The organism is Streptomyces sp. NBC_00223 (genome assembly GCF_036199905.1).
Lineage (GTDB): Bacteria > Actinomycetota > Actinomycetes > Streptomycetales > Streptomycetaceae > Actinacidiphila.
Window position 1 is genome coordinate 2,183,806 of the sequence record NZ_CP108109.1, and the last position, 14,850, is coordinate 2,198,655.

General features: G+C 73.1%; 13 protein-coding genes and 1 pseudogene. 9 read left to right on the plus strand and 5 right to left on the minus strand.

Annotated features, from left to right (window positions below):
• Window positions 1-25: 25 nt before the first annotated feature.
• From OHA30_RS09195 to OHA30_RS09205, 3 genes are all read left to right on the plus strand, one after another.
• A complete protein-coding gene (locus OHA30_RS09195; RefSeq protein ID WP_328913321.1) occupies window positions 26-871 on the plus strand; it encodes a helix-turn-helix domain-containing protein in 846 nt (281 codons plus the stop codon).
• Window positions 868-1,041, plus strand: a complete 174-nt coding sequence (locus OHA30_RS09200) for a hypothetical protein (RefSeq protein WP_328913322.1) — start codon at window positions 868-870, stop codon at window positions 1,039-1,041. The genes OHA30_RS09195 and OHA30_RS09200 overlap by 4 nt, the downstream gene beginning before the upstream one ends.
• 230 nt (window positions 1,042-1,271) lie before the next feature.
• Window positions 1,272-1,901 (plus strand): response regulator transcription factor, encoded by a 630-nt coding sequence (locus OHA30_RS09205; RefSeq protein ID WP_328917793.1) that lies wholly within the window; start codon window positions 1,272-1,274, stop codon window positions 1,899-1,901.
• Window positions 1,902-1,940: 39 nt separating this feature from the next.
• Here OHA30_RS09205 and OHA30_RS09210 read toward each other — a convergent pair whose 3' ends face one another.
• A complete protein-coding gene (locus OHA30_RS09210; RefSeq protein WP_328913323.1) occupies window positions 1,941-3,389 on the minus strand; it encodes an MFS transporter in 1,449 nt (482 codons plus the stop codon).
• Window positions 3,390-3,589: 200 nt separating this feature from the next.
• Here OHA30_RS09210 and OHA30_RS09215 point away from each other — a divergent pair, with 200 nt between their 5' ends.
• The 4 genes from OHA30_RS09215 (at window position 3,590) to OHA30_RS09230 (ending at window position 7,083) form a co-directional block, all read left to right on the plus strand.
• On the plus strand, window positions 3,590-4,225 hold the full coding sequence (locus OHA30_RS09215) for a class I SAM-dependent methyltransferase (RefSeq protein ID WP_328913324.1): 636 nt from the start codon (window positions 3,590-3,592) through the stop codon (window positions 4,223-4,225).
• 238 nt (window positions 4,226-4,463) lie between these two features.
• Window positions 4,464-5,555 carry an N-acetylmuramoyl-L-alanine amidase gene (locus tag OHA30_RS09220; RefSeq protein ID WP_328913325.1) on the plus strand — a complete coding sequence of 364 codons (1,092 nt, stop codon included), beginning with the start codon at window positions 4,464-4,466 and terminating at the stop codon, window positions 5,553-5,555.
• A gap of 215 nt (window positions 5,556-5,770) precedes the next feature.
• Window positions 5,771-6,595 carry a hypothetical protein gene (locus OHA30_RS09225; protein ID WP_328913326.1) on the plus strand — a complete coding sequence of 275 codons (825 nt, stop codon included), beginning with the start codon at window positions 5,771-5,773 and terminating at the stop codon, window positions 6,593-6,595.
• 200 nt (window positions 6,596-6,795) lie between these two features.
• Entirely contained in the window at window positions 6,796-7,083 is a 288-nt protein-coding gene (locus OHA30_RS09230; protein WP_328913327.1) for a hypothetical protein, read from the plus strand.
• A gap of 45 nt (window positions 7,084-7,128) precedes the next feature.
• Here OHA30_RS09230 and OHA30_RS09235 read toward each other — a convergent pair whose 3' ends face one another.
• From OHA30_RS09235 to OHA30_RS09245, 3 genes are read right to left on the minus strand one after another with little or no spacing between them, the layout of a single operon-like run.
• A complete protein-coding gene (locus tag OHA30_RS09235; protein WP_328913328.1) occupies window positions 7,129-8,208 on the minus strand; it encodes a prenyltransferase in 1,080 nt (359 codons plus the stop codon).
• Window positions 8,205-9,053, minus strand: a complete 849-nt coding sequence (locus OHA30_RS09240) for a class I SAM-dependent methyltransferase (protein WP_328913329.1) — start codon at window positions 9,051-9,053, stop codon at window positions 8,205-8,207. Before OHA30_RS09240 ends, OHA30_RS09235 begins: the two co-directional genes overlap by 4 nt.
• On the minus strand, window positions 9,053-10,453 hold the full coding sequence (locus tag OHA30_RS09245; protein WP_328913330.1) for a glycosyltransferase family 4 protein: 1,401 nt from the start codon (window positions 10,451-10,453) through the stop codon (window positions 9,053-9,055). Before OHA30_RS09245 ends, OHA30_RS09240 begins: the two co-directional genes overlap by 1 nt.
• A gap of 224 nt (window positions 10,454-10,677) precedes the next feature.
• Between OHA30_RS09245 and OHA30_RS09250 the strand changes: the two genes are divergently transcribed.
• On the plus strand, window positions 10,678-11,292 hold the full coding sequence (locus OHA30_RS09250; protein ID WP_328913331.1) for a TetR family transcriptional regulator: 615 nt from the start codon (window positions 10,678-10,680) through the stop codon (window positions 11,290-11,292).
• A gap of 1,142 nt (window positions 11,293-12,434) precedes the next feature.
• A complete protein-coding gene (locus OHA30_RS09255) occupies window positions 12,435-13,043 on the plus strand; it encodes a response regulator transcription factor (protein ID WP_328913332.1) in 609 nt (202 codons plus the stop codon).
• A gap of 426 nt (window positions 13,044-13,469) precedes the next feature.
• Here the strand turns inward: OHA30_RS09255 and OHA30_RS09260 are convergent.
• Window positions 13,470-14,846, minus strand: a pseudogene (locus tag OHA30_RS09260) (ATP-binding cassette domain-containing protein); the annotation flags it as partial.
• Window positions 14,847-14,850 lie beyond the last annotated feature (4 nt).

Genomic DNA, 14,850 nt, shown 5'->3' on the forward strand with positions numbered 1-14,850 from the left:
CCGCACGTACCCGGAACGGTCGAACGTGACTTCATCGTCCAGCGTCCAGCAGGCCCGGCAGGCTCTCGGCAAGCGGCTGCGTGAAATCCGGAAGGATTCCGGACTGACGGCGCGACAGCTCGCCTCCCGGGCCGGTTGGCATGAAAGCAAGTGCAGCCGTATCGAGAACGGGCGCACCGCACCGTCGGACGACGACCTGCGCGCGTACACGCTGCACTGCGGTGCCACGGACCAGACGGCCGACCTGATCGCCACCGCGCGCAACATCCACGGCGCGTATGTCGAGTGGCGACGCCTGGAACGGTCCGGGCTGCGGCGTGCGCAGGAGTCGGTCATCCCGCTGTGGGAGCGGACGCGGCACTTCCGCGCCTACTCGTCATGGCTCGTCCCCGGGCCGCTCCAGACGCGCGCGTACATCGAGGCACTGCTCCGAGCGATTCGGGACCGTCGCGCGCTGCCCGACGACCTGGAAGCAGCCGTTCAAGTGCGCGTGGACAAACAGCGAATCCTGCGCGAAGGACCGCGCCGCTTCGCTGTGATCCTGGAGGAGAGCGCCCTGCGGCACCGGATCGGCGGCGCCGCGACCATGGCCGGTCAACTCGGTCACCTGCTCTCGCTGACCACGCTGCCGAACGTGAGCCTGGGCGTGATCCCGCTCAGCGCGGACCGGACCGCGCTGTGGCCTGTCGAAGACTTCTGGATCTTCGATGACGCCCAGGTCAACGTCGAGTTGGTCTCGGCCTTCCTGACCGTCACGCAGCCGCACGAGATCGGCATGTACGCCCGGACCTTCGCCGATCTGGCCGACTTGGCGGTCTACGGTGCCGCTGCGCGTGCGCTGATCACATCGGCAGTCGACTCTCTCGGGTGAGCACGCGCAAGTCCGCGCAGACGGTTCACAGGCCCCTGGTCGCCCAGGTGTCGGGCGGGTTTTCCGCACGTCCGGAGGCGTCCAGGCGCTGCCGCACCACGATGACGGCTGCCGAGTGGGTCACGTTCACCGACGCGGTGAAGGCCGGCGACTACGAGCTGAGTGCTTGAGAGTGGGTCCCGTGCCGAAGTGCCCACGCTGCGAAGCCGAGTGCCCCACCGACCCCGAGAGCGGGCTGCCGTGGTGTGCGCGGTGCGGGGCGCACTTCGGGCTCTCGCTGCCCGGCTGCCGGGGGCTGCGGTGGCGGCGCGCCGCCGCGACCCGGCGCCCGGTGCGGCGGCGCGGGCACTGAGCGGGGGGACGGAGGGCCGTCGGCCATACCCTGTTCTCCGTGGACGAGATGAACCGCGGGCCAGGCGCCAAGACGATCCGTGTGCTGCTCGCCGAGGACCAGGGAATGATGCGCGGAGCGCTCGCGCTGCTGCTCGACCTGGAGGACGACATCGAGGTCGTCGCACAAGTGGCCGCCGGCGACCGGATCGTGGACGAGTCGCTGGCCGTACGCCCGGACATCGCGCTGCTGGACATCGAACTGCCCGGCCGCAGCGGCCTCGACGCCGCCGCGGAACTGCGCCAACGGCTCCCGTCCTGCCAGGTGTTGATACTGACGACCTTCGGGCGGCCCGGATATCTGCGGCGGGCGATGGAAGCCGGAGCGGCCGGATTCCTCGTGAAGGACGGCCCCGTCGAGGAGTTGGCCGACGCCATCCGCCGAGTCCTGCGCGGGGAACGGGTGATCGACCCCGCCCTGGCCGCTGCGGCGCTGAGCGCGGGCCCGAGCCCGCTCACCCCGCGCGAGCAGGACGTCCTCAACGCCGCCGCGGACGGCGCGACCGTCGCCGACATCGCCGCCCGCGTGTTCCTCTCGGAGTCCACCGTCCGCAACTACCTCTCGGCGGCGATCGGCAAGACGGGCACCCGCAACCGTATGGAAGCGGTCAGGGCCGCCCGCCAGAACGGCTGGCTGTAGCCACGGACCCGCCGCCCACGCACCCGAAGCAGCCCACCCCTACGCGGGCCGCGGCCCCGGCTTCGGCAGCAGCCCGATCAAGCACGTCCCCACCGCCAGGCACACCGCCCCGACCCCGAACGCCAGCGCGTACCCGGAGGCCAGCGCCTGCCCCGCCCCCGCGCCTCCAGCCGTACGCGACGCCGCCCGGTCCGCGGCGGTCGTGGCCAGGATCGTCAGCCCCAGCGCCCCGCCCAACTGCCGTGAGGTGTTGAGCAGTCCGGACACGACCCCCTGCTCCCCGATCCCGACCCCCGACGTCGCCGCCGCCGAGATCGGCGTCATCAGCAGCCCCGCGCCGAACATCGTCAGTACGCCCGGCCCCAGGATCGTCCCCAGGAACGTGCCGTGCACGGTGAGCGTGCTCTGCCACGCAAGACCGCCCGCCGCCAGCAGTCCACCGGCCGCGCCCACGATCCGCCCGTCGACGTAACTCATCAGCCGTGGCGCCAACTTGGAGCCGATGATGATGGAGACGGTGTGCGGCAGGAAGGACAGCCCGGTCCTGACGGGGCTGAAGTGCAGCACGTTCTGCATGTAGAGCGACAGGAAGTACCACGTGGAGAAGGTGACCGCGCCCGACGCCAGCAGTACGACATTGGCCGAGGACACCGAGCGGATCCTGAACAGCCGCAGGGGCATGAGCGCGTGCTCCGTACGGGCCTCCACCGCGACGAAGGCGGCGAGCAGCAACAGCCCGCCGGCCAGCGGGAGATACGACACCGGCGACGACCAGCCGTACGACTCGCTCTCCGCGATCCCGTAGGCCAGGGCCGCTACCCCGCCGGTGACCAGGATCGCGCCCGGTACGTCGAGCCGGCGGGCGGTCCCCGCGCGGCTCTCGGTCAGCCACAGCGCGGCGCCGAGCAGCACCAGCGCGCCGATCGGGACGTTGACCAGCAGCACCCAGCGCCAGGACAGATAGCTGGTGAGCAGGCCGCCGACCAGGCCGCCCGCCGCGCCGCCGCCCGCGCCGACCGCCGCCCACGTACCGATCGCCCGGGTCCGCTCGGGCCCCTCGGGAAAGGACGTGGTGAGGATCGACAGCGTGGTGGGCGCCAGCACGGCCGCGCCGACGCCCTGCACGGTCCTGGCCGCGATCAGCATCCAGGAGTCCTGCGCGAGCCCGCCCGCGAGACTGGCGGCGGTGAAGAGCGCGAGCCCGACCAGGAAGACCCGCTTGCGCCCGAAGAGGTCGGCGGCCCGGCCGCCCAGCAGCAGGAATCCGGCGAAGGTCAGCGCGTAGGCGTTGACCACCCACTGCAACCCGGTCTGGCCGAGGTGCAGATCGGCGCGCATGGACGGCAGCGCCACGTTCACCACGGACACGTCGAGGACGACGAGGAACTGCCCGGCGCAGACCGCGAGCAGCACCGCCCACGCCGGCGGGGCCGCTCTCGTACCGCTGCCGCCGCCGGTCCGCCGCCGTTCCCCCACGAGTTCGCTCATGGGGGCCATGCTGCACCCCCCGGCCCGCCGGAGCATCGGGATTTCGACCCGCACCGGCGGTCCGTACGACCGGGGCCCGTGGCCCCCCGCCCTCCGACCACGGTCCTCGGTCCTCGGACCCCTGTCCCGTACGCCCTGGTCCGCGAGTCCCGTACGCCCTGGTCCATCGGTCCCCGGGCGGCAGTTCATAGGGTGGGGGCATGACGGACGTGCTCGCGGCCTTCGAGGCCGCCAAGGGGTTCATGCCGCTCGACGAGGGGCTCGCGCTGCACGCCGCCGCGAAGGAGGCCGCCGTGCTCGGGCTGCCGCTGCTGGAGGTCGGCACGTACTGCGGGCGTTCCACGCTCCTGCTGGCGGACGCGGCCCGCAGCGCGGGCACGGTCGCGGTGACCGTCGACCACCACCGCGGCAGCGAGGAGCAGCAGCCGGGCTGGGAGTACCACGACACCTCGCTGGTCGACCCTGTCACCGGCCGGATGGACACGCTGCCGCACTTCCGCCGGACGCTGTACGAGGCCGGGCTCGAAGAGCACGTGATCGCGGTCGTCGGCCGGTCGCCGCAGGTGGCGAAGGTGTGGCGGCAGCCGCTCGGCCTGGTCTTCGTGGACGGCGGCCACACCGACGAGCACGCGAACGCCGACTACGAGGGCTGGGCGCCGCTGCTCGCCGAGGGCGGCCTGCTGGTGATCCACGACGTCTTCCCCGACCCGGCGGACGGCGGCCAGGCGCCCTACCGGATCTTCCGGCGGGCGCTGGCCTCGGGGGTGTTCACGGAGGTGTCCGTGACACGCTCGCTGCGGGTGCTGCGCCGGGAGCCGGGCGACTTCGTACGGTGACGGAGTCCGGGTTCGTACGGTGACGGGCCCCGGCCTCGTGCGGTGGGGCCGACGGCTTCGTACGGTGACGGGTCCCGGCCTCGTACGGTGAGCGGCCGACGGCCTCGTACGGTGGGCGGCCGGTGACGTACCGGCCGACGTACCCCCGCGCGACCGCATACGGTGACCGGCGGCGTACGAAGAGACGTCCCCGCGGGGCCGGTGCGAGGCGGTTCGGCGGGCCGATAGAGTCGCGGGCGTGTTCAGCAACGAGTCACGTGGGGGCGGCCGGGGCAGCCTTCGGCTCGTCGCGGTCGTCGCGGCCGCGGCGGTGTGCCTCGCGGGCTGGCTCGGTTACCGTGCGTCCGGCGGCTCGGGCGACGGACACCCGCGGGACACGGCGGCCGGCGGTACGACTCCCCCGGCGGCGGACGGCTCGGCGGACGGCTCGGCGAACGGTGGTGCGGCCGGCTCGGCGACCGGCGGGACGGTCCCCGGGGACGCGGCGAACGCGGCCGGTCAGAGCGGCAACGCGACCGGCCCCTCGGCAGAAACGCTTCCGCTGACCGGCAAGGTCGTCGTGCTCGACCCGGGCCACAACCCCACCAACCACCTGCACACCACCGAGATCAACCGTCCCGTCGGCATCGGCACCAACCGCAAGGAGTGCGACACCACGGGCACGGAGACCGACGCCGGTTACCCCGAGGCCGAGTACACCCTCGACGTCTCCCGCCGGGTGCAGGCGATCCTGCTCGCGCGCGGCGCGAAGGTCACACTGACGCAGAACGGCGACCGCCCGTACGGCCCCTGCGTGGACGAGCGCGCCGAGATCGGCAACAAAGCGCACGCCGACGCCGCGCTGTCCATCCACGCGGACGGCGCTCCGGCGACGGCGTACGGCTTCCATGTCATCGCCCCCAAGTCGCTGCACGCGGGCGGCGCGGACACCCGGGCCATCGCGGCGCCCTCACTGCGGCTGGCGAACGCGCTGCGTACGCACTTCGCGGCCGCGACCGGTGAGCCGTTCGCGAACTACCTCGGCGGCGGAAAGGGGTTGACGGTCCGCGACGACCTCGGCGGGCTCAACCTCTCGACCGTGCCGAAGGTGTTCATCGAGTGCGGCAACATGCGCAACGCGCACGACGCCAAGGCATTGACGGACCCGGCCTGGCGGCAGAAGGCTGCGATGGGGATCGCCGACGGCCTCACCACTTTCCTGGAGAGCAAGGGGAGTCCGGGCGGCTCGGCGAGCGGTTCCGCGAGCCCGAAGAGCACGGCGAGCTCCAGGGGTCCGGCAGGACCGGCGAACTCGGCAAGCCCGGCAAGCCCAGTGAAAGGGATGAGGTGACAGGGCTGTAGCAGTCCGGTATGGATCGTGCACCAATGCCCATACCCGTTCCCTGGCCGAAGATCACACCCGTACGATGGGGCACCCGCTTCCGCGCCCCGCGTTCGACCGGCGCCTTGGCACTGCGCCCCGGCACCCGACCGACGCGGCGCTCGTACGGAATCCACACCATCGCCGAACGACCGAAACCGAACTGACAAAGGACAGGACCTGACGTGAACATCCGCTCCCTGACCCGAGGAGACGGCGCGGTGATCGGAGCAGCGGTACTGCTGCTGATCGCCTCGTTCCTGCCGTTCTTCTCCTACGACATCGGCATCGGGATCGACAAGTCGTTCAACTCGTGGGACTCCAACCTCTTCCCGATCCTGCCGTCGGTGACGCTGACCGCCGTCGCGGCCGCGGCCGCGGTGATCGCCGCCCGCTCGGGGCAGTTCACCGGGCGCCAGCTGCTCGGTCTGTCGCTCACCCAGTGGGCGACCGCCCTGTCCGTCTTCGTCGGGTGGACGGCTGTGTGGTCGACGCTCTTCCACAACACGGACGGCATGAGCAGGGGCGCGGGGGCCTGGCTGACGCTGATCTTCGGCGTGGGCATCGCGGCAGCCGCGATCCTGTCCGACCGGCTGCCCGCGCTCAAGGCCCCGCTGCTGCCCGCCGCTCCCCCGGTCCAGCAGTACGGCGCCGGTCTGCCGGGCGGCGCGCAGCCGTACGCGGCCGGTCCGCCGCAGGCCGGTTACGGCTACCCGGGCGGCGCCCAGTCCGTCGACCCGGCGTACGGGGGCGGCCAGGCGCCGTACGGTGCCGCTGCCCAGCAGCCTGCCGCCGCGCCGCAGCCGGCCGCGGACTTCTCGTCCTTCTGGTTCGCCGTGCCGGTGCCGCGTCCGCTCTTCGCCGAGGACGGCTCGGGCGGCCAGATCGCCGAGCTGACGCCGGGCACCTGGTACCTGGCCGTGGACCAGCGCGGGCCCGCGCTGATCGCGCAGACCCAGGACGGGCGGCGCGGTCTGCTCCAGGACAGCAGCGGGATTCAGCGCGGCTGAGCCTGCGGCTCGGCCTCTGGCTATGGCCCTGGCTATGGCCCTGCTGTGAAAGCGGCCGGCCGGCCCCGGTGAACGGGGGCGGCCGGCCGCTTTCGTGCGTCCGGGGCTTGTGTGGGGGCCGCCGGGAGCCGTTCGCGGTTCACCGAACGGCGAGTCGGCGCCGGGAGTTTCAACCTGCCTTTCGGGGCAAGGCGGTCGTCATGGCCAGACGCTATGGCGGCAACCCCGCCGCGGCGATCATCCTTATCGCCGCAGACATCGCTGCATTGATCCTCGTCCTGTGGATCATGTTCTTCGTTTTCGACGCCAACCGGGCCAACGACCTGGTCAACTGGGTCCACCACTCGGCCGATTGGCTGGCGGGCTGGTCGAAGAACCTGTTCACGCCGGACAACGCCAAGTGGCGCACCGTCCTCAACTACGGCTTGCCCGCAGCCGTTTACCTACTGATCGCACACGCGATCGCGGGCCGGGTCAACCGGGCCTGACGTCCCGTCATATCTCACCAGCGGCCCGTTCACGGCCGTGCCGGGTCAGCAGCAGCCGGGCGACAGCCCGACCGGCAGCCGCTCGCCCCCGAAGACCGCGGTGGTCGCCTCGTCCCCCCCGAGCGCGGCCACCGCCAACAACAGCGCCGCCGCCGTCCACGCCGTACGCTCCACCGGCCAGACGGCGGCGTCGTCGTAGACATAGCCGGTCCAGTACATGCCGTCGTCCGCGCGAAGGTGCTGGATATCGGCGAGGATGCGCACCGCGCGGTCGGACTCCCCCACCGCCCACAGGGCCAGGGCGAGTTCGGCGCTCTCGCCGCCGGTCACCCACGGGTTGGGGGCCACGCAGCGCACCCCGAGACCGGGCACGACGAAGCGCGCCCAGCCCTCCTCGATACGGGCCACCGCGCGCGGGCCGCGCAGCGCGCCGGAGAGCACCGGGTAGTACCAGTCCATCGAGTAACGGCTCTTGTCCAGGAACCGTTCGGGGTGCCGGCGGATCGCGTGGCCGAGGGCGCCGGTGGCCAACTCCCAGTCGGGCTGCGGCTCCTCGCGGTACTCGGCGATGGCCAGCGCGCAGCGCAGCGCCTGGTGGACGGACGAACTCCCGGTCAGCAGCGCGTCGTTCACGGCCTCGCCGGTGTGCTCGCGCTTCCAGCCGATCTGCCCGCCGGGCTGCTGGAGCGCCAGCACGAATTCGATCGCGCCGCACACGGTGGGCCACAGCCGCTCGATGAAGGTGTCGTCGCCGGTGGAGAGGTAGTGGTGCCAGACGCCGACGGCCGCGTAGGCGCAGAAGTTGGACTCGCGGGACCGGTCGGTCGGGCGCTCGGCGTCCCCGTCCTGGTAGGCGGCGTACCAGGAGCCGTCCGGGTTCTGGTGCCGGGCCAGCCAGAGGTACGCGGCCTCCGCGCGCTCGTGCTCGCCCGCCGCGTCCAGGGCCATCGCCGTCTCGATGTGGTCCCAGGGGTCGAGGTGGTGGCCGCGGAACCACGGGATGGCACCGTCCGGACGCTGCACGGCGAGGATGCCCGCGACGGTGGCGGCCGCCTGCTCCTCGGTGAGCACGCCGGGGAGCGTCAGCCGCTCGGCGCGGCCCTGACCGCGTCTGGGGGCGGTCACTTGGCGGCTTCCTCGTCCTCGGTGAGTCCGGACGGGGTGGCGGGGGCCTGTGCGGCGGCCTGTGCGGGCCCGGCGGTCTGTACGGGCCCGGCGGTCTGTACGGGCTCTGCGGCCGGCGCGGCCAGGTCGGGCAGGCGCGGCTTGGTCGCGTAGGCCACGAAGCTCTTGCCGATCAGCGGGTTGAGCGCCTGCTCGGTCAGCCGGGTGGCCAGCGGCTTCTTCATGATGTCCCAGACCAGGAGCTTGTGGTACAGCTTCACCGGCAGGGCCTGGTCGTTGTCCACGCCGACCGCGCACTTGAGCCACCAGTAGGGCGCGTGCAGACCGTGCGCGTGGTGGGTGCCGTACGGCTTGAGGCCCGACTCCCGCATCTTGCCGAGGAGTTCGTCGGCCTTGTAGATACGGATATGGCCGCCCTCGACCTCGTGGTAGGCGTCGGACAGGGCCCAGCAGACCTTCTCCGGACCATAGCGCGGCACGGTCACGGCGATCCGGCCGCCCGGGCGCAGCACCCGGACCATCTCGGCGAGCACACCCTTGTCGTCGGGGATGTGCTCCATCACCTCGGAGATGATGACGACGTCGAAGCTCTCGTCGGGGAAGGGGAGTTGGAGCGCGTCGCCCTCCATGGCGACGGCGGAGGCCCCTTCCGGCGCCTCGCCCGCCTCCTTCATCGCCGCGAACCACTTGGCGACTTCGCGGATCTCCTCGGCGCTGCGGTCGAGCGCGACGACGCGGGCGCCGCGGCGGTAGCACTCGAAGGCGTGCCGGCCGCCGCCGCAGCCGAGGTCGAGTACGCGGTCGCCCGCGGCGAGCGGGAAGCGGGTGAAGTCGACGGTCAGCATCAGCGATTGCTCCCCACGGGCGTTTCCGTCCCGGCGCCGTCCCCGACGGACGGCACCTCTTCCCCGTACGGCATGCCACCGACGGCCTCGACGCGGGCCGGCTCGGCGCGGGGCCGGTCGGCGAGCGCGGCCGGGCGTCCTGGCGCGTGGGACGCGATGGCCTCGGCGTAGAGGTCCGCCGTGGACTGGGCGGCGCGGGTCCAGGTGAAGCGGGCCAGCACGCGGGCGCGGCCCGCGGCACCGAGCCGTCCCCGCAACTCGCGGTCGGCGAGCAGCCGTTCGAGAGCCGCGGCCAGCGCGCCCGCGTCGCCGGGCGGCACCGCGAGGCAGGTCTCGCCGTCGCACCCGGCCACCTCCGGGAGCGCGCCGCCGGTGGTCGCGACCAGCGGCGTCCCCGTCGCCATCGCCTCGGCCGCCGGCAGCGAGAACCCCTCGTACAGCGACGGCACGCACGCCACCTCGGCGCTGCGGATCAGGTCGACCAACTCCTCGTCGCTTATGCCCTTGACGAACTCGACGGCGTCGCCCAGCCCGAAGTCGGCCATCGCCTCAGCCACCGGCCCCGCCTCGGGACGCTTGCCGACCACGACGAGATGCGCCTCCGGCCGCTGCGCCCGCAGCTTGGCCAGCGCCTCGACCAGGAAGACCAGGCCCTTGAGCGGTACGTCGGCGCTCGACGTGGTGACGATCCGCCCCGGCACCTCCCGTACCGCCGGGTCCGGCGAGAACAGCCGGGTGTCGGCGCCGATCGGCACGGTGTGGATACGGTCGGGACGTACGCCGAGATCCTCGACGATCTCGTCGCGGGACGACCCCGAGACGGTGAGCACGGACGGCAGCCGCCGGGCGACGCGCTTCTGCATCCGCGTGAAGCCGTACCAGCGGCGCAACGACAGCCGCCGCTTCCAGTCCTGCGCGGCGGCCAGTTCGAGCCGGCGGTCGACCGTGATGGGGTGGTGGATCGTGGTGACCAGCGGCATACCGAGGCCCAACAGCCCGTATCCGAGCGTCTGGTTGTCGTGCACGACGTCGAAGTCGCCGCGCCGCGCGGCCAGATGGCGGCGGGCCCGCAGGCTGAAGGTGAGCGGTTCGGGGAAGCCGCCGGTCCACATCGTGGCGACCTCCAGCGCGTCGATCCAGTCGCGGTACTCCCCGCGTGCGGGCGTGCGGAAGGGGTCGGGCTGCCGGTAGAGGTCGAGGCTGGGCAGCTCGGTGAGGGTCACGCCGTCGCCGAGCGCGTCCAGGACGGGGTACGGCTGCGCGCCGATCACCTCGACGCGGTGGCCGAGCGCGGCCAGTTCGCGGGAGAGGTGCCGTACGTAGACGCCCTGGCCGCCGCAGAAGGGGTTGCCCTTATAACTGAGCAGGGCGATCCGTAGCGGCCTGGCCTGTGAGGTCACTCCGGCCCCCTTCTCGCTGCGATTGAGCCGGAGCGTAACCGGTCGCGCTAATCTAGAACAAGTTTCAGACTCGATCGTACAGAAGGCGAATCGGCCGGCCGCCGGAAGGTCCCTCCGGAGCGTTCCGGGCGATTCGCACCACGGCACCCGCCTGCCATCATGCACACAGCACGGGGCCGGGCGCGCGCCACGAACGGCGCACGAGGGACAGCGGAGTGGCACAGATGAGCGCAGAGCGCGCAGCCCCCAGGACGTCGGCGGCGCCGCTGACCGAGCGGCAGGAGGCCCGCCGGCGGCGCATCCTTGACGCGAGTACGCGGCTGGCGTCGGCCGGGGGGTTCGACGCGGTGCAGATGCGGGAGGTCGCCGAGATCTCGGGGGTCGCGCTCGGGACGCTCTACCGGTACTTCCCGTCCAAGGTGCATCTGCTGGTCGCGACAATGGAGGACCAGCTCGGGCAGCTGCACGAGGCGCTGCGGACGCGGCCGCCGGCCGCGGCGGGGCCGGGTGAGCGGGTCGCCGAGACGCTGCTGCGGGCCTTTCGCGCGCTTCAGCGCGAGCCGCAGCTCGCCGACGCGATGGTCCGGGCGCTGATCTTCGCGGACCGGTCGGTCAGCGCGGAGGTCGACACGGTGTCGGCGCTGACGACGACGATCATCGTCGACGCGATGCGGCTCGACGGCGAGCCGTCCGCCGCGCAGATGTCCGCCGTACGGGTGATCGAGCACACGTGGCACGCGGCGCTCGTCGCGTGGCTCTCCGGCCGCGCGACGGTCCCCCAGGTCACGACGGACCTCCGCACGGCCTGCACACTCCTGTCTCCGACGGCCCCCGAATAACCCCATCGGGCCCGCCCCCGACAACCGCGCCACCGCCGCGGCGGAAATAGGGGCCCCGGCCCCCACGCACCTGGCGACCCGAAGGTCGAACGCTCGCCTCTCGACGTGAACCGGTGATGCCGAGCCTGAGCAAAGTCCGGCACCGCCGAACACCGCCGCGGCGGAAATAAGGAACCCCGACCCCCTCACGACCCCACCGGACCGGGGCGATCGGCGGGCGGCCACCCACCAACCCGCCGCAATCAAGCGCAACCACGACGGCGTGGATCGGCGGTGCCGAACACAGCTCAGCCCAGACGTTGAGCGCAGGACCCCCCGCGCGGAGCGCGACCACAGCGTCGCGGACCGCCGGTTCCGAGCCCGAGCGAGGTCCGGCACCGCCGAACCACGCCATCCCGGCTGAGCACCACTGCGGCGGAAATAAGGGGTCCCGGCCCCTCACACACGCCCAGCGGGCCGAAGGCGAACGCTCGCCTCTCAGCGCGAACCGGTGATGCCAAACACGGCGGGCCGGGCCCCGGGGGCCGAAGGGTGGGCGGGCGGCCACCCATCAAGCCGCCGCAGCCAAGCGCAACCACGGCGGCGTGGACCGGCGGTGCCGAACACAGCCCAGCCCAGGCCATGGGTGATCGGGGCGAGCCCACAACCCGGGGCCGAAGGGTGGGCGGGCGGCCACCCATCAAGCCGCCGCAATCAAGTGCAACCACGGCGGCGGGGACCGGCGGTGCCGAATGCGGCTCGGCCCAGGCCAGGGGTGACGGGGCCCGTCCGACAAGCCGCCGCGGTCGAGTGCGGCGGTGCCCGATGCCGCTCAGCCAGGGCGGCGGGCCCGGGGCCCGGGGGGCGTTGGCCCCATTAGCGTGGGGTGGGGACGCGCGCTGAAGGATTCGCGGGGGTTCACCCGTTTGGAGGGCGCGCGCAGCGCTTTCGTACGCCCCCAGCGGCTACCGCCGCAGGGCGACTGCTTCGGCCCGGACCGAAGCGGAGGCCGATTCACCGCCACCCTCGGGTAGGAATGGAACGCGCTTGCCGGGGGTCGCAGCGTCTCGTCCGTGGGCCCGCCCGCGGCCGCCCCCCGGCGGGACGGGGACAACGGGGGCGACAGGGACGACGCGAAGAAGCGACGACGCGAGGTGAGCCGAGTGATACGCGTACTGGTGGCCCATGACACAAGCCTGCTGCGTTCCGCGCTGGCGGCACTGCTGGGCAAGGAACCCGACTTCGAGGTGGCGGACACCGCATGGCCGCGCCTGTGCGAGTCGGCCCGGGCATTACCCCCGGACGTCTGCGTCGTGGACGCGGACTGTCCGGGCTGGCGCCGGCACACCGGCGGGCTCTCCAGCCCGGTCAAGGCGGTGCCCGGCCGCCGCTGCGCCCTGGTCGTACTGACCGGCGCGGGCAAACCGGGCGACCTGCGCCGGGCGTACGAGGCCCAGGCGCTGGGCTTCGTGAACAAGGACCGTTCGGCCGACCGGCTGCCCACGGCCGTACGGCAGGCCGCCCTGGGGAAACGGTTCATCGACGAGTCGCTCGCGGTGGAATTCCTGCGGGCCGCCGACATGCCGCTGACCCGCCGGGAGTTGGGCGTGCTCTCACTGAGCGCCGAGGGAGCGTCCGTCACCGAGATCGCCCGCAGCCTGCACCTGTGCGACGGCACCGTGCGCAACTACCTCGCCGCGATCACCCGGAAGACGGGGGCCCGCAACCGGGTGGACGCGATCCGGATCTCCCGGGTCGCCGGCTGGGTGTGACCCACCACCCGCCGCACCCGCACCCGCACCCGCACCCGCACCCGCCGACGTACCCGCCGCACCCGCGGACGTACCCGCCGCACCCACCGACGTACCCGCACCCGTAACCCCACCCCCCACCGACCCCCCGGGCCCGCCGCCCGAGGCGGACTGCTCGGACCATCCCCCCACCAGGTCCCGGTACAGCGCCGACCGCCCCGGCAGATCCTCGTGCGTGCCGCACACCGCGTGCGTCCCGTCCAGCACGAGCACCCGGTCCGCCCGCCGCGCCGAGCTGATCCGGTGGGCGATCACCACGAGCGTCCCCCCGGGCCGCCGGGCGAACGCGGCCTCCGCGACGGCCTCCGCCGCCGGGTCGAGGTGACAGGTCGCCTCGTCCAGCAGCACCAGCGCCGCCGGGGCGAGATACGTACGGGCGAGGGCGATCAACTGCCGCTGCCCGGCGGACAGTTCGCCGGGCTCCACCAGACCGTCCAGGCCGCCGAGCGCCGCGACCAGCCGGTCCGCGCCGACCGTGCGGGCGGCGGCCCGCACCTCCCGGTCCGGCACGGTGTCCGCGCACAGATAGCGCAGATTCTCGCGTACGGTCCCGCGGAAGACATACGCCTCCTGCGGGACCAGCGCGGGCGTCTCCAGCGCCCGTACTTGCCCGCCGTCGGGCCGCAGCAGCCCGGCCGCGAGCCCGGCCAGCGTCGATTTGCCGATCCCGCTGGGCCCGACCACGACCAGGTGCTCGCCGCGCGCGACCGTGAGGTCCAACTCGCGCAGCACGGGCTGCGCCCCGGGCCCGTAGGCGAAGGTCACCCCGCGCAACTCCAGTACGGCGTGCGGAGTTTGGGGCGAGTTCGGCGCGGGGGCCGGGCGGGCGGGCGGCACCGGCCCGGCGACCCGGGCGATGACGACACCGAGCCGCGTGCCCGCCGCGCTGAGCGTGTGCACGAGGTTCTGGAGTGCGGGCTGGAGCGACTGGGTCAGATAGGTGAGCGCGCCGAGCAGCGCACCGGGGGTGACGCGATGGGTGGAGAGCAGCCAGGGGGCGCCGAACAGCAGCAGCACGACGGGAAGTTGGCCGCCCACCGCGAGCGACGCGGCCCGGAGCACACCCCAACGGGCCAGCGTGCGGGCGGCTTTCAGCTCCGCGTCGATACGTTCGTCCGCGCGGGCGGCCATCAGCGGCTCCGCGCCGCACGCGGTGATGTCCCGCAACCCCACGGCGAGCGTGCCGAGTTCCGCGGACAGGGCCTCGTCGGCGGCCAGATAGCGGTGCTGGCGGCGGGCCAACGGCCGCAGCCCCGCAGCGAAGAGCCCGACCCCGACCACGAGCGGCGGCACGACGACGAGCAGCAGGACGGGCGCGAGCGCGCACATCCCGGCGAGCGCGCCCGCGGCGGTGAACACGAAGGAACGCAGCACCAGGACGAGGCCCCCGAAGGCGTCCCGGGCGATCTCCACCTGCTGGGTCAGCCGGGACACGACGCCAGAGTCGCCCGCCCGCCCGGCGGACACCGCTTCCCGCAGCCCGCCGCGTACCACCCGCCGTACGAGCAGGTCCCGCAGCGGCTCCACCAAGGCGGCGAGCGCGCGGAAGACCCGCGCGGTGCCGTACGCGCCGACCGGTACGGCCACCGCCCCCAACGCGAGCCATCCCATGCCGACTTGGGCCCGGCCGCGCAGGAAGCCGTCGTCCAGCGCCCGCGCGAGCGCGTATCCGACCAGGAACGTCTGCCCGGCCTCCAGCACCGACCAGCAGCCGAGCACCGCGAGTACGGCCGTCCGGCCGCGCACGTACCCCCGCAGGCTCATGGGT